At 54.7% G+C, this 23,569-nt stretch carries 16 protein-coding genes; all 16 read left to right on the plus strand.

Annotated elements, in window-relative coordinates; translation table 11 throughout:
* The first annotated feature begins 115 nt into the window (after positions 1-115).
* Positions 116-2,494 (plus strand): DMSO/selenate family reductase complex A subunit, encoded by a 2,379-nt coding sequence (locus ACLJRH_RS16840; protein ID WP_023136463.1) that lies wholly within the window; start codon positions 116-118, stop codon positions 2,492-2,494.
* The gene (locus ACLJRH_RS16845) at positions 2,491-3,120 is read left to right on the plus strand and encodes a DMSO/selenate family reductase complex B subunit (protein ID WP_023136462.1); all 630 of its coding nucleotides are present in this window, start codon (positions 2,491-2,493) and stop codon (positions 3,118-3,120) included. The genes ACLJRH_RS16840 and ACLJRH_RS16845 overlap by 4 nt, the downstream gene beginning before the upstream one ends.
* Complete coding sequence (locus tag ACLJRH_RS16850) at positions 3,113-3,922, plus strand: dimethyl sulfoxide reductase anchor subunit family protein (RefSeq protein WP_023136461.1); 810 nt, start codon at positions 3,113-3,115, stop codon at positions 3,920-3,922. The genes ACLJRH_RS16845 and ACLJRH_RS16850 overlap by 8 nt, the downstream gene beginning before the upstream one ends.
* Entirely contained in the window at positions 3,922-4,785 is an 864-nt protein-coding gene (locus ACLJRH_RS16855) for a 4Fe-4S binding protein (protein ID WP_000247781.1), read from the plus strand. Before ACLJRH_RS16850 ends, ACLJRH_RS16855 begins: the two co-directional genes overlap by 1 nt.
* A 120-nt stretch (positions 4,786-4,905) precedes the next feature.
* Complete coding sequence (ndk, locus tag ACLJRH_RS16860; RefSeq protein ID WP_000963846.1) at positions 4,906-5,337, plus strand: nucleoside-diphosphate kinase; 432 nt, start codon at positions 4,906-4,908, stop codon at positions 5,335-5,337.
* Between the two features lie 206 nt (positions 5,338-5,543).
* Complete coding sequence (locus tag ACLJRH_RS16865; protein ID WP_000003206.1) at positions 5,544-6,710, plus strand: bifunctional tRNA (adenosine(37)-C2)-methyltransferase TrmG/ribosomal RNA large subunit methyltransferase RlmN; 1,167 nt, start codon at positions 5,544-5,546, stop codon at positions 6,708-6,710.
* 292 nt (positions 6,711-7,002) lie between these two features.
* Positions 7,003-8,007, plus strand: coding sequence for a cytoskeleton protein RodZ (gene rodZ / locus ACLJRH_RS16870; RefSeq protein ID WP_001090900.1), 1,005 nt, complete (start codon positions 7,003-7,005; stop codon positions 8,005-8,007).
* Positions 8,008-8,033: 26 nt separating this feature from the next.
* The gene (ispG, locus tag ACLJRH_RS16875; protein ID WP_000551832.1) at positions 8,034-9,152 is read left to right on the plus strand and encodes a flavodoxin-dependent (E)-4-hydroxy-3-methylbut-2-enyl-diphosphate synthase; all 1,119 of its coding nucleotides are present in this window, start codon (positions 8,034-8,036) and stop codon (positions 9,150-9,152) included.
* 110 nt (positions 9,153-9,262) lie between these two features.
* Positions 9,263-10,537: a histidine--tRNA ligase gene (gene hisS, locus ACLJRH_RS16880; RefSeq protein WP_001107139.1), complete on the plus strand. Its 1,275-nt coding sequence runs from the start codon at positions 9,263-9,265 to the stop codon at positions 10,535-10,537.
* Between the two features lie 13 nt (positions 10,538-10,550).
* Complete coding sequence (locus ACLJRH_RS16885; protein WP_000409190.1) at positions 10,551-11,171, plus strand: YfgM family protein; 621 nt, start codon at positions 10,551-10,553, stop codon at positions 11,169-11,171.
* A gap of 10 nt (positions 11,172-11,181) precedes the next feature.
* Positions 11,182-12,360 (plus strand): outer membrane protein assembly factor BamB, encoded by a 1,179-nt coding sequence (gene bamB / locus ACLJRH_RS16890; RefSeq protein WP_001177071.1) that lies wholly within the window; start codon positions 11,182-11,184, stop codon positions 12,358-12,360.
* Positions 12,361-12,476: 116 nt separating this feature from the next.
* Positions 12,477-13,949: a ribosome biogenesis GTPase Der gene (gene der / locus ACLJRH_RS16895; RefSeq protein WP_000249411.1), complete on the plus strand. Its 1,473-nt coding sequence runs from the start codon at positions 12,477-12,479 to the stop codon at positions 13,947-13,949.
* Positions 13,950-14,037: 88 nt separating this feature from the next.
* Positions 14,038-14,259, plus strand: a complete 222-nt coding sequence (locus ACLJRH_RS16900; RefSeq protein ID WP_000406469.1) for a zinc ribbon domain-containing protein — start codon at positions 14,038-14,040, stop codon at positions 14,257-14,259.
* A gap of 346 nt (positions 14,260-14,605) precedes the next feature.
* Positions 14,606-16,798: an intimin-like inverse autotransporter SinH gene (sinH, locus tag ACLJRH_RS16905; protein WP_023136459.1), complete on the plus strand. Its 2,193-nt coding sequence runs from the start codon at positions 14,606-14,608 to the stop codon at positions 16,796-16,798.
* Positions 16,799-16,855: 57 nt separating this feature from the next.
* Complete coding sequence (locus ACLJRH_RS16910; protein WP_001630290.1) at positions 16,856-17,824, plus strand: SinI family autotransporter-associated protein; 969 nt, start codon at positions 16,856-16,858, stop codon at positions 17,822-17,824.
* Between the two features lie 119 nt (positions 17,825-17,943).
* A complete protein-coding gene (gene ratA / locus ACLJRH_RS16915) occupies positions 17,944-23,547 on the plus strand; it encodes a DUF823/DUF824 repeat adhesin RatA (protein ID WP_071786687.1) in 5,604 nt (1,867 codons plus the stop codon).
* The last annotated feature ends 22 nt before the right edge of the window (positions 23,548-23,569 follow it).

Raw genomic sequence — 23,569 nt, forward strand, 5'->3', positions numbered from 1 at the left:
AGTTAATGAGAATTATTAATTTTCCGGAATTACCCTTAATGAGGGAGCTTGATAAATATCAAGAGATCTAACACTTAAAAACGTGAGAATGGGTTTTTATTTGACGAGTCGGATCATGAAAAATATAAAAAGCCAGGGAAATGGCGAACAGCCCGCTATTTCTCGCCGCCATTTTATCCAGGCCAGCTCCGCGCTTATTGCGTTACCGTTTGTCTCCTCGCCAGCTACCGCTCAGGCGCGCGCTGTGACGGCAACTGAAAACAGGCCTGCGGAAAAAGTCGTCCAGACATGCAGCACTTTTGACTGCGGGGGCAAATGCGATATTCGGGCGCATGTCAGTGAAGGTATCGTGACGCGAATTTCAACGCGACCGGATAATGCGCTGGATGCGCAAATGCCGGTGATGCGTGCCTGTGTTCGTGGACGCGCATACCGTAAATTTGTTTATCATCCTGACAGACTTAAATATCCCATGAAGCGCGTAGGAAAACGCGGTGAAGGAAAATTCGAGCGAATTTCCTGGGATGAAGCGACAACCTTAATCGCCGATAATTTAAAATCGATTACTGAAAAATATGGCCCGGCTTCGCGCTATGTTCATGTTGGCACTGCCGTTTCCGGCGGCACCTTTTCCGGCGATAAAATGGCGCGTCGCCTGCTGAATCTGACCGGCGGCTATCTCGAAAGCTACCATTCTGTGAGTATGGGCAACACGGCGGCCGCAACGCCTTATACTTACGGCATTGCCGCCAGCGGCAGTTCGCTGGATACGCTTTTGGAGACCAAACTGGTGATTCTGTGGGGCCATAACCCGACGGAGACCATTTTTGGTCATACCAACTATTTCTTGCAGAAGATGAAGCAGAACGGTACGCGGTTTATCGTGGTCGATCCGCGCTATTCCGACACCGTTTCGTCGCTGGCGGATCAGTGGATCCCGCTGCTGCCCACCACCGACAATGCGCTGATGGACGCGATGATGTACGTCATCATCAGCGAGAATCTGCACGATCGCGCATTTATTGCGCGCTACGCTATCGGTTTTGACGAAGACTCAATGCCGGAAGGCGTACCGGCTAACGAATCGCTGGTGGCGTATCTGACCGGCGCCAAAGACGGTGTCGTTAAGTCCCCCGAGTGGGCGGAAAAGATCACCCATGTGCCGGCGCAAACCATTCGCCAGTTAGCGCGTGATTACGCGAATACCAAACCCGCCGCGTTGATTCAGGGGTGGGGACCACAGCGCCACAACTGCGGCGAGCGCACCGCGCGCGGCTCGACTCTACTGGCGACCATTACCGGTAATGTCGGCATCAAAGGCGGTTGGGCTGCGGGTTACGGCGGCTGCGCTAACCGTAAATTTGCCGCGGGTCCGGAGATGCCGGATAACCCGGTAAAAGCCAAAATTTCGGTGATGAACTGGGTACAGGCCGCAGACGACGCCAGCAAAGTGACGCCGGATATGGGGCTGAAAGATGCCGATAAGCTGGACAGTAACATCCGTATTCTGTTCTCGCTGGCCGGGAACTATCTGGCGAATCAGAACCCCGATCTGCACCAGGCGGTACGCGTACTGGAGGATGAATCAAAGATCCAGTTTATTGTCGCCAGCGATCTGTTTATGACGCCGAGCGCGAAATACGCTGATCTACTGCTGCCGGAAACCAGCTTTATGGAACGCTGGAACATCGGTGAAACCTGGGGCACGGCAAGCTACCTGATACTCTCTGAAAAACTGATCGAGCCTGAATTTGAGCGGCGCTCCGACTACGACTGGCTACGTGAGGTGGCGGCGAAATTAGGCATTGAGAATGAATTTAGCCAGGGGCGCGATGAGAAAGCGTGGATTGAACACATCTGGGAACAGACGCGCCTGGCGATGCCGGACGAAAATCTGCCGGATTTCGCCACGCTGCAAAAGACCCGTCAGCATCTGTTCAAAAGCGCGCCATTTATCGCCTTTGAAGACAATATTCGCGATCCGGAAAATCATCCGTTCCCGACGCCGTCAGGGAAAATAGAGATCTTCTCGAAGCGCCTGTACGACATGCAGCATCCGGAAATCCCGGCGTTATCGCACTACGTTCCTGCACATGAAGGCCCGGAGGATGCGCTGGCAAATGATTTTCCGCTCCAGTTAATTACGTGGAAAGGAAAAAACCGCGCCAACTCAACGCAATACGCTAACCCGTGGCTGATTGAAGTGCAGCAGCAGACATTGTGGATCAACCCGCAGGATGCGCAAAAGCGCGGCATTACGCATGGCGACATGGTGCGCATTCATAACTCACGCGGGATTTGCGAAATCCCGGCGGAAGTGACGCCGCGCATTATTCCTGGCGTTGTCGCGATGCAGGCCGGCGCCTGGTGGCAGCCGGATGAGAACGGTATTGATAAAGGCGGCTGTGCGAACGTCCTCAGCTCGGCCCGTATTACCGCGCTGGCGAAGGGAAATTCACATCAAACCATGCTGGTGGAGGTGGCTAAAGCATGAGTCAGTTTACACATTACCCGCCGGTGAGCGATAAACAACTGGGGTTTTTCATCGACTCCTCACGCTGCTCCGGTTGTAAAGCCTGCCAGGTGGCCTGCAAAGACAAAAACAATCTGGAAGTAGGCCGTCGTTTCCGCCGCGTCTATGAAGTCAAGGGCGGAAGTTTCATCCCGACCGGGCAGGGCGGGGTCAGCAATAACGTATTTGCTTATACGCTTTCCATTTCCTGCAACCACTGTGCGGACCCTGTCTGCACCAAAAATTGCCCGACTACCGCTATGCATAAACGCCCTGGCGACGGCATCGTGCGCGTTGATACCGACAAATGCGTCGGCTGTGGCTATTGCGCCTGGTCCTGCCCTTACGGCGCGCCGCAGCTTAACGAGCAGACCGGCCAAATGTCCAAGTGCGACATGTGCGTTGATTTACAGGCGAAAGGTGAACAGCCCGTCTGTGTCGCGACCTGTCCGCTGGAGGCCATCAAGTTTGGCCCGATTGATGAACTGCGCGCGAAGTACGGTAGCGTATGCGACGTTAACGGGCTGCCAGATTCATCCATAACCAAGCCTAATCTGGTTGTAAAAGCGCATCAGGGCGCAGAAAAAGAGGGTAAACGCCATGCATGAGTTACCGCTGCTGATTTTTACGCTCTGTTTGCAAGGGTCTGTGGGGGTGACTCTGTGGCTGGCGTTGGGCCGCCAGTACGCCGTAGAGGGACGCGTGCCTGCACGCGGCGCGCTTCCCGCGATGGCGGGGGCGTTTGTACTGGCCTGCGTGGGGCTGCTTGCTTCAGCGCTGCACATGGGCTATCCCCTGAATGCGCTAAATGCGTTACGTCATGTCGCCAGTTCGTGGCTGAGTCGCGAAATCGTCTTTGCCAGCCTTTATCTGGCGGCGCTGGGGCTAGGGGTTGTGCTGCTGTTTTTCCGAAAGCCAGGCTGGCAGCCGCTGCTGGCGCTGGCGGCAGCGTTCGGGCTGGTGGATGTATTCTGCATGGCGCAGGTTTATATCCATGCCTCGGTGGCGACCTGGCAGCATAGCAACACGCTGGCGCTGTTTTTTGGCACGTCAGGCATTATCGGTTCGGTAGTCATTGCGCTGGCTTATCTGCGCAACGCTGGCGCCGCAATGCGCTGCGCTGTGGTGGTGGTCGCACTGATGGTGCTGATTCGCCTGATCATGCAGCCGCTATGGCTGGCGGATATTAATGCGGTGGATACGACGGTCGTCACTTTCCCGCATCATCCGCTACAGGCGCTGGCGCAGTTGCGTGACGTCTATCTTCTCGGCTGGTGTGTCTCAGCGGCGGGAATGCTCTGCTTTGCCGCAGGCGGTCTGCGAAACGCCAGAGGGACGCTGGTGGCGGGCAGCGTATTGCTGCTTATCGGCGAGATTATGCTGCGCTACGTCTTCTTTAGTATTGGCTGATGGTTAACCTGACGATCGATCCGGCGGTAGACGTGACGCAGGCCTGCGTCCGTCGTCGCTTTCGTTTTTCTTCCTGCCGCGCTTGCGCCGATGTTTGTCCGGCGCAGGCGTTTTCGCTGGCGCAGGGGCAGGTCAGCATAGATACGACGCGCTGCATAGCCTGTGGCGACTGTCTGTTTGTCTGTCCTGTTGACGCCATTACCGGTATCAAACCGGTTAAACGCTTTGTGCAGGGGGATACGTTGGTGGGGCCGTTTTCGCTACAGGCGCCAACGGTCGATGAACTGCTTCTCTGGCACAGCCAGTACGGTATTCGCTTTATTGATATTGCGGTGGAGCGATCGGCGCAGTGGCTGATGGCGCTGGCGGGGCTAAATTTAGCGCTGCGCCGCTATGGCGAGCCGGGCTGGTCTTTCAAACACGTTGTCGGCGCGGAGATTAACGCCTCGCGGCGCACTCTGTTTCATGTTCCGCGCGACGCCATTACCCCGTGCGCCGTCGAGCCGGGGAAACGGCGTCTCAGACAGGCGTTTTCCGCGTTCAGCGAATGCGTACCCGAAATCAGTCCGCAAGAGTGCAGGATGTGCGGCGCCTGCTGGCGAAGCTGCCCGGAGAACGTTATCCAGTTTGACGACAATACCCTGACGATAGCGGCGGCGCGTTGTACGGGATGCGGCGGCTGTGCGGCGGTATGTCCGCATCAGGCGCTGCGGCTGCGGTTTGACGTGGAACCCGCCTCAACGCGGCATAGTGCGGCGTATACGCTCACCTGCGAAAGCTGCAAACGTACTTTCCATGCTCTCACGCCTGAACACACGCACTGCGTGCTGTGTCAGTCCCCTGAGTTTGCTGTGCGCCTTTAACTTTTGTTGCTAATGCTCATTTTATTTTAAAAAAATGTTACCTGCATCCATAGGCAATTGATGGGATGCTCTTTATAATCCGCGCCTGACATAACAACAGAACATATTTCAGAGGTAAACATGGCTATTGAACGGACTTTTTCCATCATTAAACCCAACGCGGTGGCAAAAAACGTTATTGGCAGCATCTTTGCGCGCTTTGAAGCTGCAGGGTTCAAAATTGTTGGCACTAAAATGCTGCACCTGACTGTTGAGCAGGCGCGCGGCTTCTATGCTGAGCACGACGGCAAGCCGTTCTTTGACGGTCTGGTGGAGTTCATGACCTCTGGCCCTATCGTGGTATCCGTGCTGGAAAGTGAAAATGCGGTACAGCGTCACCGCGATCTGCTTGGCGCCACCAATCCGGCGAACGCGTTGGCGGGTACGCTGCGCGCCGACTACGCTGATAGCTTAACTGAAAACGGCACCCATGGTTCGGATTCGCTGGAATCCGCGCAGCGCGAAATCGCCTTTTTCTTCGGTGAAGGCGAAGTGTGCCCGCGCACCCGTTAATCTTCTTCGTCTTTCACGCTGTAAATGCGTTGGCGATAAATTATCGGTTCAAATATTATTTTTGCTAATGCCGCGTGCAGACGTGGCATCCTTACGCCAGAATTTGTACAATGCAGCGCCCCTGGACGAGCAGTAAGCTTACCGGGGCGTTTCTTTTTTCAACCCTCCAGGGGCCATAACGTGTAATAACGAGGCCGGAATAGCATATGTCTGAACAAATTGTCACACCTGAAAGCAGTACCCCGGTAGTTCTTAACAACGAAACGAAAATCAACCTGCTGGATCTCAACCGTCAGCAGATGCGCGAGTTTTTTAAAAACTTAGGTGAAAAGCCTTTCCGCGCCGATCAGGTGATGAAATGGATGTATCACTATTGCTGCGATAATTTTGATGAGATGACCGACATCAACAAAGTGTTGCGCGGTAAATTAAAAGAGGTCGCGGAAATCCGCGCGCCGGAGGTCGTTGAAGAGCAGCGTTCCTCAGACGGCACCATTAAGTGGGCGATTGCTGTCGGCGATCAGCGCGTTGAAACGGTCTATATCCCGGAAGACGACCGCGCTACGCTGTGTGTCTCTTCACAGGTAGGATGCGCGCTGGAGTGCAAGTTTTGTTCAACTGCGCAGCAGGGCTTTAACCGCAACCTGCGTGTATCGGAAATTATCGGTCAGGTCTGGCGTGCGGCGAAAATCGTCGGCGCGGCCAAAGTCACCGGCCAGCGTCCGATCACCAACGTAGTCATGATGGGAATGGGCGAGCCATTGCTTAACCTGACCAATGTCGTACCGGCGATGGAAATTATGCTCGATGACTTTGGTTTCGGCCTGTCCAAACGTCGTGTCACGCTCTCAACGTCCGGCGTGGTGCCTGCGCTGGATAAGCTGGGCGATATGATAGATGTCGCGCTGGCTATCTCCTTACATGCGCCGAATGACACTATTCGCGACGAAATCGTCCCGATCAACAAAAAATACAATATCGAAACGTTCCTGGGCGCGGTTCGCCGCTATCTGGAGAAATCCAACGCCAATCAGGGGCGCGTGACGATTGAATACGTGATGCTTGACCACGTCAACGACGGCACTGAACACGCGCATCAACTGGCGGAGCTACTAAAAGAGACGCCTTGTAAGATTAATCTGATTCCGTGGAACCCGTTCCCTGGCGCGCCGTATGGCCGCAGCTCTAACAGCCGTATCGATCGCTTTTCTAAAGTTTTGATGAGTTATGGTTTCACGACCATCGTACGCAAGACGCGTGGCGATGACATTGATGCGGCATGCGGACAGTTGGCAGGCGATGTGATTGACCGTACTAAACGTACCCTGCGTAAGCGTATGCAGGGAGAGGTGATTGACATCAAGGCTATTTGATAGCAGTTGCGCCACGGTGCATTCATTATACCGTGGCGCAATGTCAGTTGAATAATGTCTGGCGTTGTACTTGTCTGGTCAATAATAACGGTGCGTTTTTGTCGACTTTAAGGCAGTATGTAACGGTGCAACAAGAGTTTAGCCTTGTGTCTTACGCGGTTTTGTCATCTGCGGCCTGACAGGCTTATACTGTCTGACTAAGGTTAACTAACCTGATGTTTCGCGGTGTGGGCGGGCATTACGGCTCGTCGGCGCCTGAATCCTAATTTACACGTACCTGTAGCTGTAGCGAATGAATACTGAAGCCACGCACGACCAAAATGAAGCACAAACCACCGGCGTTCGTCTGCGCAATGCCCGTGAACAACTCGGACTCAGCCAGCAGGCTGTCGCTGAGCGACTTTGCCTGAAGGTTTCTACGGTACGCGATATTGAAGAAGATAAGGCGCCGTCCGATCTTGCTTCAACCTTCCTGCGCGGATATATCCGCTCATATGCGCGTCTGGTGCATGTTCCAGAAGAGGAACTGCTGCCGGGGCTGGAAAAACAGGCCCCGCTGCGCGCCGCCAAAGTCGCTCCGATGCAGAGTTTCTCATTAGGAAAGCGTCGCAAAAAACGCGACGGCTGGTTAATGTCTTTTACCTGGCTGGTACTGTTTGTGGTCGTAGGGCTGACCGGCGCCTGGTGGTGGCAGAACCATAAGGCGCAGCAGGAAGAGATCACGACAATGGCCGATCAAAGCACGGCTGAACTGAACGCAGATAAAGACAGCGGCCAAAGCGTACCGCTGGACACCCGTGACGCGACAAGTCAGGATACGACGCCAGCGCAAACGGCTCCGGCTCCTGCGACGCCGGTTGATTCGACAGCGGCGACGCAAACGCCAGCGCCAACGGCAACGGCAACGCAAAATACGGTAGTCGCGCCTTCGCAGGCGAATGTCGATACGGCTGCGACATCTGCCGCGCCAGCGGCAACGGAAACGCCGTCCGCGCTGCCGACCAGTCAGGCTGGCGTAGCGGCGCCTGCTGCCGATCCGAACGCGCTGGTGATGAATTTTACCGCTGACTGCTGGCTCGAAGTCACTGACGCCACGGGTAAGAAGCTGTTTAGCGGTATGCAGCGTAAAGATGGTAATTTAAACCTAACAGGTCAGGCGCCTTATAAACTTAAAATTGGCGCGCCGGCCGCGGTGCAGATCCAGTATCAAGGAAAACCTGTCGATCTGAGCCGCTTTATCAGAACTAATCAGGTTGCGCGTCTGACCCTTAATGCCGAACCGACACCGGCGCAGTAACAGACGGGTAACGCGGGAGATTTTTCATGCATAACCAGGCTCCGATTCAACGTAGAAAATCGACACGTATTTACGTTGGGAATGTGCCGATTGGCGATGGCGCCCCCATCACCGTCCAGTCGATGACTAACACGCGTACCACTGACGTGGAAGCGACGGTTAATCAGATCAAAGCGCTGGAACGCGTTGGCGCAGATATTGTTCGTGTTTCTGTACCGACCATGGACGCCGCCGAAGCATTCAAGCTTATCAAACAGCAGGTTAACGTCCCGCTGGTTGCCGATATTCACTTCGACTACCGCATTGCGCTGAAAGTAGCGGAATACGGCGTTGACTGCTTGCGTATCAACCCCGGCAATATCGGTAACGAAGAGCGCATTCGTATGGTGGTGGACTGCGCGCGCGACAAAAACATCCCTATTCGTATCGGCGTAAATGCCGGATCGCTGGAAAAAGATCTGCAGGAAAAATACGGTGAGCCGACGCCGCAGGCGCTGCTGGAGTCAGCCATGCGCCATGTCGATCATCTCGATCGTCTCAACTTTGATCAGTTCAAAGTGAGCGTAAAAGCGTCCGATGTATTCCTTGCCGTTGAGTCTTATCGTTTGTTGGCTAAACAGATCGATCAGCCGCTGCATCTGGGGATCACCGAAGCGGGCGGCGCGCGTAGCGGGGCAGTCAAGTCGGCGATCGGTTTAGGTCTGCTGTTATCGGAAGGCATCGGCGACACGCTGCGCGTATCGTTGGCGGCCGACCCGGTGGAAGAGATCAAAGTCGGTTTCGATATTCTGAAGTCGCTGCGCATTCGCGCGCGCGGCATCAATTTCATCGCCTGCCCGACCTGTTCTCGCCAGGAGTTCGACGTTATCGGCACGGTGAACGCGCTGGAGCAGCGTCTGGAAGATATCATCACCCCGATGGACGTCTCGATCATCGGTTGCGTGGTGAACGGACCGGGCGAAGCGCTGGTATCGACGCTGGGCGTGACGGGCGGCAATAAGAAAAGCGGCCTGTATGAAGACGGCGTGCGTAAGGACAGACTCGATAACGACGATATGATCGCGCAGCTTGAATCCCGTATTCGCGCGAAAGCAAGTCAACTTGATGAAGCGCGTCGGATTGACGTGCTGCAGGTTGAAAAATAAGAACGTGATGGGAAGCGGCGCGCTTCCCGTGTATGATTGAACCCGCATGGCTCCCGGTTCGTTCGGGGAAGCGCTGAGGGTTCATTTTTATATTCAGAAAGAGAATAAACGTGGCAAAAAACATTCAAGCCATTCGCGGCATGAACGATTATCTGCCTGGCGAAACCGCCATCTGGCAGCGCATTGAAGGCACACTCAAAAACGTGCTCGGCAGCTACGGTTACAGTGAAATCCGCTTGCCGATTGTAGAGCAGACCCCGTTATTCAAACGTGCGATCGGTGAAGTTACTGACGTAGTTGAAAAAGAGATGTACACCTTTGAGGATCGCAACGGCGATAGCCTGACATTGCGCCCTGAAGGTACGGCGGGCTGTGTACGCGCCGGCATCGAACATGGTCTCCTGTACAATCAGGAACAGCGTTTGTGGTATATCGGTCCGATGTTCCGTCATGAGCGTCCGCAAAAAGGCCGCTACCGTCAGTTCCATCAGCTAGGCGCCGAAGTCTTCGGCTTACAAGGCCCGGATATTGACGCGGAGCTGATTATGCTGACCGCACGCTGGTGGCGCGCGCTGGGCATCGCTGACCACGTTAGCCTGGAGCTGAACTCTATTGGTTCATTAGAGGCGCGTGCGAACTATCGCGATGCGCTGGTCGCGTTCCTCGAACAGCATCAAGAGACGCTGGACGAAGACTGCAAACGCCGCATGTATACCAATCCGCTGCGCGTGCTGGATTCAAAAAATCCGGACGTGCAGGCGCTACTCAACGACGCGCCCGCTCTCGGCGACTATCTCGATGACGATTCACGCGAGCACTTTGCCGGCCTGTGTAAATTGCTGGACGCGGCGGGGATTGCCTACACCGTCAACCAGCGTCTGGTACGCGGTCTGGATTACTACAACCGCACCGTATTTGAATGGGTAACAAACAGTCTGGGGTCACAAGGCACCGTCTGTGCGGGTGGTCGTTATGACGGTCTGGTGGAACAACTGGGCGGTCGCGCTACCCCGGCAGTGGGCTTTGCGATGGGCCTGGAACGACTTGTTTTGTTAGTTCAGGCAGTTAATCCGGAATTTATTGCCTCTCCTGTTGTCGATATATACCTGGTGGCTGCCGGCGCACAAACGCAGTCTGCGGCAATGACGCTGGCGGAGCGGCTGCGCGATGAAATGCCAGGCGTGAAGCTAATGACAAACCACGGCGGCGGCAACTTTAAGAAACAGTTTGCCCGCGCCGATAAGTGGGGCGCCCGTATTGCACTGGTTCTTGGCGAATCTGAAGTCGCCGATGGGACTGTTGTAGTGAAGGATTTGCGCTCCGGTGAGCAAACGGCAGTGGCGCAGGACAGCGTCGCCGCGCATTTGCGCACTTTATTGGGCTAAGGAGAAGGACAGCGTGGAAATTTACGAGAACGAACACGACCAGGTGGATGCGATTAAACGCTTCTTTGCCGAAAACGGCAAAGCGCTGGCTGTCGGAGTGATTTTAGGGGTTGGCGCGCTGGTTGGCTGGCGTTACTGGAGCAGCCATCAGACGGAGTCCGCGCGTGCTGCTTCTCTGGCGTATCAAAATGCGGTGACGGCGGTAAGCGCCGATAAGCCGGATAGCATTCCGGCCGCTGAAAAATTCGCGGCTGAGAATAAAAATACCTATGGTGCGCTGGCGTCTATGGAACTGGCGCAGCAGTTTGTGGATAAGAATGAACTTAAAAAAGCCGAAGCCCAGTTGCAGCAGGGGTTGGCGGCCACCAGCGATGAAAATCTCAAAGCGGTGATTAATCTGCGTCTCGCTCGCGTTCAGTTACAGCTTAAACAAGCTGACGCCGCGCTGAAAACTCTGGATGCCGTTAAAGGCGAAGGATGGACGGCCATTGTCGCGGATTTGCGCGGCGAAGCGTTGCTGAGTAAGGGTGATAAAAAAGGCGCGCGCAGCGCATGGGAAGCGGGCGTCAATAGCGATGCTTCTCCGGCGTTGAGCGAAATGATGCAGATGAAAATCAATAATTTGTCCATCTGAGAGGGACCCGATGCAATTGCGTAAATTACTTCTGCCAGGGTTGCTTTCCGTTACCCTGCTCAGCGGCTGTTCACTGTTTAGCGGCGAAGAAGATGTCGTCAAGATGTCTCCATTACCGCAGGTTGAAAACCAGTTTACCCCGACCACTGTCTGGAGTACCTCTGTCGGTAACGGAATTGGCGAATTTTATTCTAACCTTCATCCGGTAATGGCAGATAACGTGGTCTATGCAGCCGATCGCGCGGGCGTGGTAAAAGCGCTCAATGCGGATGATGGCAAAGAGATCTGGTCTGTGAATCTGGGCGAGAAAGACGGCTGGTTCTCTCGTTCGTCCGCGCTGTTGTCCGGCGGCGTCACGGTCGCGGGCGGTCACGTCTACATCGGCAGTGAAAAGGCCGAGGTTTATGCGCTGAATACCAGCGACGGTACCACAGCATGGCAGACGAAGGTCGCAGGCGAAGCGTTGTCTCGCCCGGTTGTCAGTGATGGAATCGTCCTTATCCATACCAGCAACGGTCAGTTGCAGGCGCTAAATCAGGCGGATGGCGCCATTAAATGGACGGTGAACCTGGATATGCCTTCGCTATCACTGCGCGGCGAATCTGCGCCGGCAACCGCGTTCGGCGCGGCTATCGTTGGTGGTGATAATGGCCGCGTCAGCGCCGTGTTGATGCAACAAGGGCAGATGATTTGGCAACAGCGTATCTCCCAGGCCACTGGCCCAACGGAAATTGACCGTCTGAGCGACGTTGATACCACGCCGGTTGTGGTAAACGGCGTCGTTTACGCGTTGGCGTATAATGGTAACTTAACGGCGCTGGATCTGCGCAGTGGTCAGATTATGTGGAAACGCGAGCTGGGTTCGGTCAATGACTTTATCGTCGACGGCGACCGTATCTACCTGGTCGATCAGAACGATCGCGTGCTGGCGCTGACCACTGACGGCGGCGTAACGCTGTGGACGCAAAGTGATCTGCTGCACCGTTTGCTGACCTCCCCGGTACTGTATAATGGTGATTTAGTCGTCGGCGATAGCGAAGGTTATCTGCACTGGATTGATGTTGATGACGGGCGTTTTGTGGCCCAACAAAAAGTAGACAGTTCCGGTTTTCTGACCGAACCGACGGTGGCGGATGGTAAACTGCTCATCCAGGCCAAAGACGGTACGGTCTACGCGATTACGCGTTAATCGTCACGGTTGTGCGTTTTAAAAAACGGCTCCTGGTGTAGGGGCCGTTTTCCTGTTTTTAACAATGGCGCAAAATGCGCGCGTTGTCTGATGATTTTTTTAATGAGGCTTTAAACATGGTACCTGTGGTCGCGCTTGTCGGGCGCCCTAACGTCGGAAAATCCACGCTATTTAACCGTCTGACCCGCACCCGAGATGCGCTGGTTGCGGATTTCCCGGGTCTGACTCGTGACCGTAAGTACGGTCGTGCGGAAGTTGAAGGCCGCGAGTTTATCTGTATCGACACCGGCGGTATTGACGGCACCGAAGACGGCGTCGAAACGCGGATGGCGGAACAGTCGCTGCTGGCGATTGAAGAAGCGGATGTGGTGTTATTCATGGTAGATGCGCGCGCTGGCCTGATGCCGGCGGATGAAGCGATTGCCAAACATCTGCGTTCCCGTGAAAAACCGACCTTCCTGGTGGCGAATAAAACGGATGGTCTCGATCCCGATCAGGCGGTTGTCGATTTTTACTCGCTGGGGTTAGGCGAAATTTACCCTATCGCCGCCTCACATGGTCGCGGCGTATTGAGCCTGCTGGAACATGTGCTTCTGCCGTGGATGGATGATGTCGCGCCGCAGGAAGAGGTGGATGAAGACGCGGAATACTGGGCGCAGTTCGAGGCGGAACAAAATGGCGAAGAAGCGCCGGAAGATGATTTTGACCCGCAAAGCCTGCCGATAAAGCTGGCGATTGTTGGTCGCCCGAACGTAGGTAAGTCCACACTCACTAACCGTATTCTCGGCGAAGAGCGCGTGGTGGTATACGACATGCCGGGCACCACTCGCGACAGCATTTATATCCCGATGGAACGCGACGAACGGGAATATGTGCTGATTGATACGGCGGGGGTGCGTAAGCGCGGAAAAATCACCGATGCGGTAGAAAAGTTCTCGGTGATTAAAACGTTGCAGGCGATTGAAGACGCTAACGTCGTACTGTTGGTTATCGATGCGCGCGAGGGGATCTCCGACCAGGATTTGTCTCTGCTGGGCTTTATCCTCAATAGTGGGCGCTCACTCGTTATCGTAGTCAACAAATGGGATGGCCTGAGCCAGGAAGTCAAAGAGCAGGTGAAAGAGACGCTGGATTTCCGTCTGGGCTTTATTGATTTTGCCCGCGTTCATTTTATCTCTGCGCTGCACGGCAGCGGCGTTGGCAACCTGTTTGAGTCCGTACGCGAGGCTTACGACAGTTCCACTCGCCGGGTGAGCACTGCGATGCTGACCCGTATCATGACGATGGCGGTGGAAGATCATCAGCCGCCGCTGGTGCGCGGTCGCCGTGTGAAACTGAAATATGCCCACGCTGGAGGCTATAACCCGCCGATTGTGGTTATTCACGGCAACCAGGTAAAAGATCTGCCAGACTCCTATAAGCGCTATCTGATGAACTACTTCCGCAAGTCGTTGGAAGTGATGGGGACGCCGATTCGCATTCAGTTTAAAGAAGGGGAGAACCCGTATGCGAACAAGCGTAACACACTGACGCCAACGCAAATGCGCAAACGTAAGCGTCTGATGAAACATATCAAGAAAAGCAAGTAATGCTTTTTCAGTAATATTCCAGGCCTGACAAGCGCTGCGCTATCAGGCCTTTCAAGTAAAAGTGAGTCACGCGCCTGAGGAGAATGTTATGGAAATAACCTGCCCCGTTTGCCATCACGCGCTGGAGCGCAATGGCGATACAGCGCATTGCGAAACATGCGCTAAAGATTTCTCGTTACAGGCAATGTGTCCTGATTGCCGCCAGCCATTACAGGTTTTGAAAGCCTGCGGCGCAGTGGACTATTTTTGCCAGAACGGTCATGGTTTAATTTCAAAAAAACGGGTTAACTTCGTCATTTCCGATCAATAAAATCGCTGTCGACGTTGCGCCGCAGAGCAGAGGCGCCGACGTCTTATCCGGCTAAGGACAAAAGCGTTATTCGATACTCCCGTAATATCAGCATCGTATCCTGCCCGGCAGCTATTTTATTCTTTTTATTGATTCAACTATTTATAGGGAATATTATTTCCTAAAATTAATATTAGAAATAAATAATAGCCTTCTTTTTTATTTATTATATCAATATTATAACTCTGTTTCATATTAAACTTTTCTTTTTAGGAATATATTTAGGTCTGTTAGTTATGATTCCATCTGAATCATCCATATAATATCTTTTCATAGCGGCGTGTTTATTTAACGACAGGGATATCATATGGTGCGAAGGATTCGCATTCTGGTTTTGCTATTAGTGTCTGGAGTATCAGTTGCGGCTTCCGGCGCAGATAACTCTGTATCTGCAAATGATGAAAGCCACTCCTCCCTGCCTGATTTAGCCAGCGAATCCGCGAAAAAAGAAGAACAGGAAAATAAAGGAAAGACCTTTAAAGAACAGGGCGCTGACTACTTTATTAATTCCGCCACCCAGGGCTTTGATAATCTCACCCCGGAAGCGCTGGAATCCCAGGCGCGCGGTTATATTCAAGGGCAAGTCACGTCTTCTGCGCAATCCTATCTCGAAGGTATGCTTTCGCCTTATGGTAAAGTGCGCACCAGTTTATCTATTGGCGAAGGCGGCGATCTGGACGGCAGTTCGCTGGATTATTTTATTCCCTGGTATGATAACCAGAGCACGCTTTTCTTTAGCCAGATTTCGGCTCAGCGTAAGGAAGACCGCACCATTGGTAACGTTGGGCTTGGCGTTCGCCAGAACGTCGGCAACTGGCTGCTTGGCGGCAACGCATTCTATGACTACGATTTTACGCGCGGTCACCGTCGATTAGGTTTGGGAACCGAAGCCTGGACGGATTACCTGAAATTCTCCGGCAACTATTACCATCCTCTTTCTGACTGGAAAGATTCCAAAGATTTCGACTTTTATGAAGAACGACCCGCGCGCGGCTGGGATATCCGCATGGAAAGCTGGCTGCCGTTTTATCCGCAGCTTGGCGCTAAATTAGTTTATGAACAGTACTACGGCGATGAAGTGGCGCTGTTTGGCACCGATAACCTGCAAAAAGATCCTCATGCCGTTACCGTCGGACTAAATTACACGCCGGTACCGCTGGTCACGGTTGGTACGGATTACAAAGCCGGTACTGGCGATAGTAACGATTTTAGCGTTAACGCGACCGTGAACTACCAGATAGGCACGCCGCTGGCGGCGCAGCTCGATCCGGAAAACGTTAAAATTCAGCACTCCTTAATGGGCAGCCGCACCGATTTTGTCGATCGTAACAATTTCATCGTTCTCGAATATCGCGAGAAAGATCCGCTGGACGTCACGTTGTGGCTGAAGGCCGACGCCACCAACGAACACCCGGAATGCGTGATTGAAGATACGCCTGAGGCCGCGGTGGGGCTGGAGAAATGTAAGTGGACGGTCAACGCGCTGATTAACCACCATTACAAAATTATTTCTGCTTCCTGGCAGGCGAAAAACAACGCCGCCCGTACGCTGGTGATGCCGGTGGTGAAAGCGGATGCGTTAACCGAAGGTAACAACAACCGCTGGAATCTGGTGCTTCCTGCTTGGGTTAACGCCGATACCGAAGAGCAGCGCACCGCGTTGAACACCTGGAAAGTACGCATGACGCTGGAAGATGAAAAGGGCAATAAGCAGAACTCCGGCGTGGTTGAAATCACCGTCCAGCAGGATCGCAAAATTGAACTGATCGTCGACAACATTGCCGATACCGATCGCAGCGATCACAGCCATGAAGCCAGCGCGCTGGCCGATGGCGAAGACGGCGTGGTGATGGATCTCCTGATCACCGATTCCTTTGGCGACGCCACGGATCGCAATGGTAACGAACTGGTGGACGATACCATGATGCCCGTGTTGTACGACAGCAATGATAAAAAAGTCACCCTGGCCCAGACGCCCTGCACTACGGAAACCCCCTGCGTGTTTATTGCCAGCCGTGATAAAGAAGCGGGGACGGTGACGCTTTCCAGCACCCTGCCGGGCACTTTCCGCTGGAAGGCGAAAGCAGACGCCTATGGCGACAGTAACTACGTTGATGTCACTTTTATCGGCGACAACCTGAGCGCGCTGAATGCGGTGATTTATCAGGTCAAAGCCGCCAACCCTGTCAACCTTATCGGCAAAGAAGATAAGCACCCTACGGTCAATAATACCTACCGTTTCCTGCTGTGGCGCGACAAGAATAAAGACAATGTTTTTCAGATGTCCGAGCAGCTCACGGAAGAAGAGATGGCGCTGTACGACTACCAGTGGGAGTTTACCGGGCAGAGTACAAACGGACATACCGGCGCGCTGGCCAACACCATGAATGAAGATCTTGTCCTGCCAGTAACCAATAAAGAGGCGGCGCAGAAGTTTGCCGCCAATGAGGAAGATGGCGTTCAGGGTTACGGTATACGCGTTACGTATAGCCAGAAATAGCGTCAGCGTTGTGGCTGACCAGCCAGCCGCTGAATTTTGAGAAAAAGGAGAGTCTGAATGCAAGCAACAGTAAAACGGCGGCTGACGAAGGTCGCTTTAGCATTAGTAGTTGCCGGGTATTGCGCCGCGCCAGCGGTGGCGGCAAACGGTAATCTGAAATCGGGGCAGTGGCAGATTGTCTCTGAACAGACGGGCACCATTCAGGGTTCGGTGCCGTGGATTACCCGTGCAGCGGATAAAACCGCGGATACCGACAAAGATCACGTGACGGTAACTATCGATCGCGGTGAACGTAAAATTGTGACCGAAGGCGATAAGCAGTTCCACGTTGGCGATAAGGTCACGGTGAACTGGGCGATTGGCGATACGGAAGGCGACCTGGATACCGACAACGCCGCCACGAAACTGACGGTACAGTGGATGAGATACAGCGACCAGAATGGTAGCAATCCCGAAGAGATTGGCACCAAAGGTAGCGATACCTATGAAATTCAGGCGGGTGACGCCGACCACTATATCGGTATCAAAATCACGCCAACCACCACCACCGGTGATCCTGCCGTGGCAGCTGAACTGCTGTTGAAAGACCTGTCGACCGATGCGGGCGGTGGTGCGGATGGTGACGATATTCCGGAAGGTCCGGTGGTGGATGAAAACGTCCATGTGGTTATCTACGAGTCTGGCTCAACCACCAACCTGCTGGGTACCTCTACTCCGCTCAAAACCAACACAACTTATAAAGTTCTGTTGTGGAAAGATAAAGAGGGTGGTACGGCAGGTAAATACGATACCGGTGAAGAGGTTACCAGCCAGTACGACTACCGTTGGAAATTCGTTGGCACCAGCGCAATTGCAGGTACTGGTACCGGCGGTATCGTTAACGAAAGCTGGAACGATAAAGACCTTGTCATCCCTGCCACCAACGCTGAAGCGAAAACGGCGTTCGAGGGAGCAGACGGCGGCGTTACCGTGGGTAGCGACGGTGTCCAGGGCTTTGGTTTGTCCATCGACTACAGACGCAAATAAGTTGTCCTCAACATACCACTCCCCGCGGGGAGTGGTATTTTCCGCGCACTTTGCTTAGCTGCACGCTAAGCAAAGTGGGTTGAATCACGACAGAGAATGAAAACGGGTGGCTATCGCTCATGAACAGGAATCGGCAAGTGAATAAAGTGGTACATTTCTTACTGACATTACTGATCATGTTTGCAGTGTCGATCGCGCCTGCGCAGGCGCTATTGAAGGGCGGAACTTGGCAAGAGCTGAACTCGACGACCGGCGCGGTTAACGGCACCGCGCCGCTGGCCGACGGTGCCACTATTCCCCTGTATCAGGGAAGTATGCTGCTTGACCCTACCAAGACCTATGATATTGAGTTTACCGCCATGCCGCGCGATTTTAGCGCTGATGCCTCCTCAACCTCGATGCGTGCGGTCAACTCCACCGATACGGAAGGCGATCTCTTTACCGATCCGCCCTCCATCGCCTGGGAAAATCAAGAACCGCCGACCATGAGTCTGGTATGGGCCGATGCCGCCACGCCGGATACGCCGCTCTCGCCGCAGCCGATTCTTAACCAGACCTTTTGCGCCCAAAATCTCGCCGGGCGGCAACTGGTTGCCTGGGCGCAGGTGGAAGATGAGAACAGCGTTCCCGCGCTGTGGCTTTATACTCGTACCGGGGTGCCGAACAGTGCGGTCATTCCGCTACTTAGCCCGAAAGTGACGCTGAATATCAAACCGGCGGTGAGCGATCCTGTTTCTGTGAGCGGCGATCATATTGACGCCAACTTTGCAGCCTCGAAAGTCAAAGCGGGGGAGAGCATTATCCTCACTGTCTCTACCAAAGCCTGTAATGGCGACGTGGCGCCGAATGCCGCCTTCGTGATCCGTCGCGAGGATGCAATCAATCGCCAGGGCGTGGTCAATAACGCTAACCCGGTGCGCGTTGGCGATACCGAGTTAACGACTACGCAAACAGAATATCACGGTGTAACGGACGAGCAGGGCAACGCCACGGTGGTGGTGACGCAAGAGCAAGGTCCGGGGGTAAAAACACGACTCATCGTCTCTTCGCAAAGCTATCCCACGCTGACCGACAATGTCGACGTCATTTTCACTACCATCACCAGTCCTGACAGTGATAAGGCCAACATGTACGGTCATATGCTTGAGAACGCCACGGCGACGCTGAACGGTACGACCTACACTTTCACCCGCCCGAAACTGGCGGCGGAAACCAGCGGAAATGGCGGCACCGTTGTGGACACCAACGAAACCTGGGCGCAGTTTACCTGGAGTGGCGCGGATAACCATTGCGACATTCTGCCGGATGCCGAACAACTGGTGGCGCTAAGGCATGAGCATAGTGCGTTGGCAACGTACACCGGCTGGCCGGTGACGGGCGATGCGGAATACTGGTCGTCAACCAAAGATCAGATAAACGACTACCACGCTGCCGTGCATATGAACAGCGCGTCGGTCGTCAGGGCCGCCAACAGCGACACGCTACTGGTCAGTTGTGTGGATAAGGCCCAGCCTGCGGCGCATCCGCAGATAACGCTCTCTCCAGAGGGGCCGTATAAAGCACAGGTGGGGGAATCGATTGATTTAGTGATGACCGTTGTGGATCGCGACACGCAAAAGCCGCTGCCTTATCGCTATATGGAGCTGTTCATTGACCCAGCGAAAAACCGCAAAGGAGAGCATCAGGACGCGTGGGATAACCAACGGGTTACAATCAACACCGAAGATATGCGCGCCTCGTCGCCGGAACACTATACCGGTGTGACCGACGCCAACGGCCAGGTACACCTGACGTTAAAACACGACAGCGGCCTGGGCGTAGAAACGCCCATCCGCATCGTGATGCCGGATGATGAAGGCGGCAGCATCGAGTTGCCCTTTAGCGTAATTTTCACCGTGATAACCAGCCCGGATGTGGACGGCGCCAATATGTGGGGCCACATGCAGGGCGTGGTGGACGCGGGCAACCTGTATAGACGCCCGCTGCTGGCGGTGGAAACCAGCCACAAAGACGGCCAGTTCAGCGAAAACAACGAAGAGTGGGCGACGTTTAATTCAGTGGAAAAAGCCACCGCGCAGTGCGGCATCGGCCAGGTGCCGGATCAGTCATCGCTGGCACATTTATACAGCGAACATGCTGGCGGCAAGATGGAAAGCGAACATGGCTGGCCAACCGAAGACTATTACATCGCCGCGGACAGCGACGCCTCGGGAACGGCGCACGTCAACCTTGAAAACGGCGATAGCGGTAAATTTACCAATCAACCGAACTACCTGACCTGCTCGGCCAACGAAATGGTGGCGGTGCTGGACGTCTACTTCAATGATGACCCGGCGACCAAAAACAGCGATGCGGTCGCCAAAGTGGGTGAGCAGATTAAGCTGAACATTCATTCGCGCAACGCCCTCAACGGCATGGCGATCGCCTATACCGACTTCACCGTCACCATGGCGAACGGCAAACGGCGCGACGGGCTGACGACCGGTTTTACCGACACCAGCAATGGCCAGATGCTGTTTGATGACGTGGGCTACCTTGCCGGGCAGGCTTATCATGGGATCACCGACGCCAACGGCGATGCGACCATTATCCTCACCCAGCCGAAGGGAGTAGGGCTGCTGACGCCGTTAAGCATTGCGCCCGTCGATTCATTAATCAGCACGCCCGTTTCCCGCAGCGTGAAGTTTACCGTCGCCACCAGCCCGGATACGCCAAAAGCCAAAATGTGGGGCCATATGGCTGATACCATCACCGTCGGCGATCTGACCTTTGAGCGGCCTAAGCTGGCGGATGAAGTGACGCCGGAACGTACTCAGGCTGAGGCTAACGAAACCTGGGCGCGCGTTCTGCACCCTGACGCGGCGGGCAACCCGGATAAGGGCGGCTGCGCGGCGAACCGCCTGCCGCGCATCGATCAGCTTGAGGCGTTGTACAACGCCAACAGCGACGGCGTGATGAAAAGCACCCAGGGTTGGCCGACGCTGCTTAACTACTGGTCTTCGACCTTCCAGAGCGCTACCACGTGGAAACTGATCTCGCTGTTTAGCGGCAGTGAATTCGCCAACGCCAACGTCTCCATTTACGCCAGCTGTCTGGCCAGCGATAACCCGGCGGCGGCCTCGATTACCATTGAACCGGTGGATGCGTCGCAGTGGTACGATGGCAGCGGCGTTCACGCGGTCAAAGCGAAAAAAGGCGACACGATGCAACTGAAGGTGACGGTGAAGGACGCCAGCGGCAACCCGATCCCGGAAGCGCCGTTTGTGCTCACCCGCGGCGACGGTTACGATCGCAGGGGCGAGAAGTACACCGCCAGTGAGGGCAACGATCAGCAAGGCATCGTCACGCCCGTGGTGATCGATGGCGAATCCCTGGCCTGGACCACCACCAAAATGGGGATGCTGACCGGCGCTGACGGCACCCGCATCATCAGCGTTACCCGCCCGGACACACACGGCACCCGAACGGCCATTATCGCCGCGCTGTATGAAAATGCCGCCGTGAGCGCCAGCATTGACACCATCTTTACCGTCATCACCAGCCCGGATGTCGACGTTGCCCGCATGTGGGGGCATATGTTGCCGTCGCTCACGGCGGCGGATGGCGCGGAGTATCAGCGTCCACAGCTCTATGCTGAATTAGCCAATCAGGCCAGTGCCGCGCAATATATCGAAGACAACGAAACCTGGGCGGGGCTTTATGGGCCAGACAGTTCAAAAACCGACCCCGCTGTTAACTGCGCTGCGGGCTATTTCCCTTCCGTCGAGGCGCTGGATTCGCTCTACAGCAAATACCCAAACCGCACGATAAAAACCGCCCAGGGCTGGCCGATCAACCGTTCTTACTGGAGCGGTTCCAGTTCCGGGTCGTTAACCGGCGGAAAGCCCCGATCCTATTACATTGTCGATCTGGATGATGATTCGCGCCGGGGCGTCGTTAATGACGGTGTGAACGACAGGCAATACCAAATTTGCGCAACGACGCCGAAGACGCAGGCTACGCAAATTACGCTCACCTCCACGCTGGCGACGGATGACACTATTCAGGCGGTGAAGGCTAAAAACAGTGAGTCGATCCCACTGCTCGTCACCACCACCGATGCGGCGGGTAATCCGGTGCCTTATACGACGTTTTCGCTTAAGCGCGACGCCGGGACGCCGCGTAAAGCTGACTACCCGTTTACCAACAGCTACACCATGACGATGACGCAGTCTGGTGGCGCGACGCAAGAGTTTGCCTACAGTTCATCGGTTCTTTATGGGGCGACCGGGGCGAACGGTACGTTGGCCCTTTCGCTTGACGAACCTGGCGGAGTCGGGGTGAAAAGCGTGGTGACTGCCAGCCTGTATGATACGCCGACAGTAACCTCGTCGCTGCCGGCAGTGTTTACCGTCATCACCAGCCCGAACAGCGACAAGGCCAATATGTACGGCCACATGCCGGAAACCTTCACCGCCAGCAACGGCGCGGAGTTTATGCGCCCGCTGCTGTATGGCGAACTCTCATCGCAGAATCATACGTCGAGTTACTTCGAAACCAATGAAACCTGGTTTACGGTGAATAATTTTAATACCGGGAATTATGGCGCGTGCCCGATAAATCAGATGGCCACGCAGGATGATCTCCAGTCGCTGTACCGCGATCACCCCAAAGGTAAGATCACGACCGACATTGGATTACCCATCAAGAAAAAATGGTGGGCAGGCGACAGCCTGGTAAAAAATCAATCCATTTACTGGCAATTTACCGATCTCAATACGGGTAATGGCGGCACCACGTTGGAAACTCCGGGGAATTTCTATTACCAGCTCTGTCTGACGGAACCGCGACAGATGAAGATTGCGTTATCTACGGACGTGTGGAACGCGGATAAATCGGCGGCGGTGGCGAAAACAGGCGAGGCGATACCGATGACGGTAACGGTGACTAACGGCGCCGGGCAGCCGCAGGCGGGGGCGACGGTTATGCTGACGCGTGATTACTCTTATTCGCGTGGCACGGTGGATAGCAAATACATTCAGGCCGGTGTGATTGGCGAGCCGGTTGCGTCCAAAGGCGCGTTATCAGACATGACCCTGACGCCGGTATCGCCTGCGGGTGCGGCAGTGGTGTTTAATAACCAGAGGGGAACCAGCACGAAATGGTATGGTGTCACCGGCGATGACGGTAAGTTGCGGTTCACGTTAAACCAGGATAAATCGCTGGGTTTGAGAACATCCATCACGGCGACGCTTTCGGAGCTGGCTGGCGAGACGGCGAGCGTCGATGCGATCTTTACGGTACCAACCAGCCCGGATACGCCGTATGCGTCATACTGGGGCCATATGCCGGATACCGTTGAGGTTAACGGCGTTACGCTGCGCCGCCCATTCCTGAAAACAGAGATGTCCAAAATGCCGCCAGGCACCTGGCCGCTTAATAATGAAACCTGGGCGGCGAACTATATTGATTATGGTGAAACATCCATTCATGCTACGACATCGCTGCCTTATCTTTGCGGCTCGCTGGAAAACGCCGCGACGCTGGACGATCTGAAGGCGCTGAAGAACATCATTGGCGACCTGCACTGGCCTACGGCTGCGCCGGCGTCGTCGTATACATATGACTATGCATCGCAAACGATGGTTGGCGGTAAGTATTGCTCATTTAACGAAACGACCAATACGGAAAACTGTACGCTTTCAAGTCAAGGTTTTGCTTATGCCTCGTGCCGGGTGCAGTAGGTTGGGTGAGGCGCGCCCAACC

Source organism: Salmonella sp. SAL04162 (assembly GCF_046551535.1).
Taxonomy (GTDB): domain Bacteria; phylum Pseudomonadota; class Gammaproteobacteria; order Enterobacterales; family Enterobacteriaceae; genus Salmonella; species Salmonella enterica.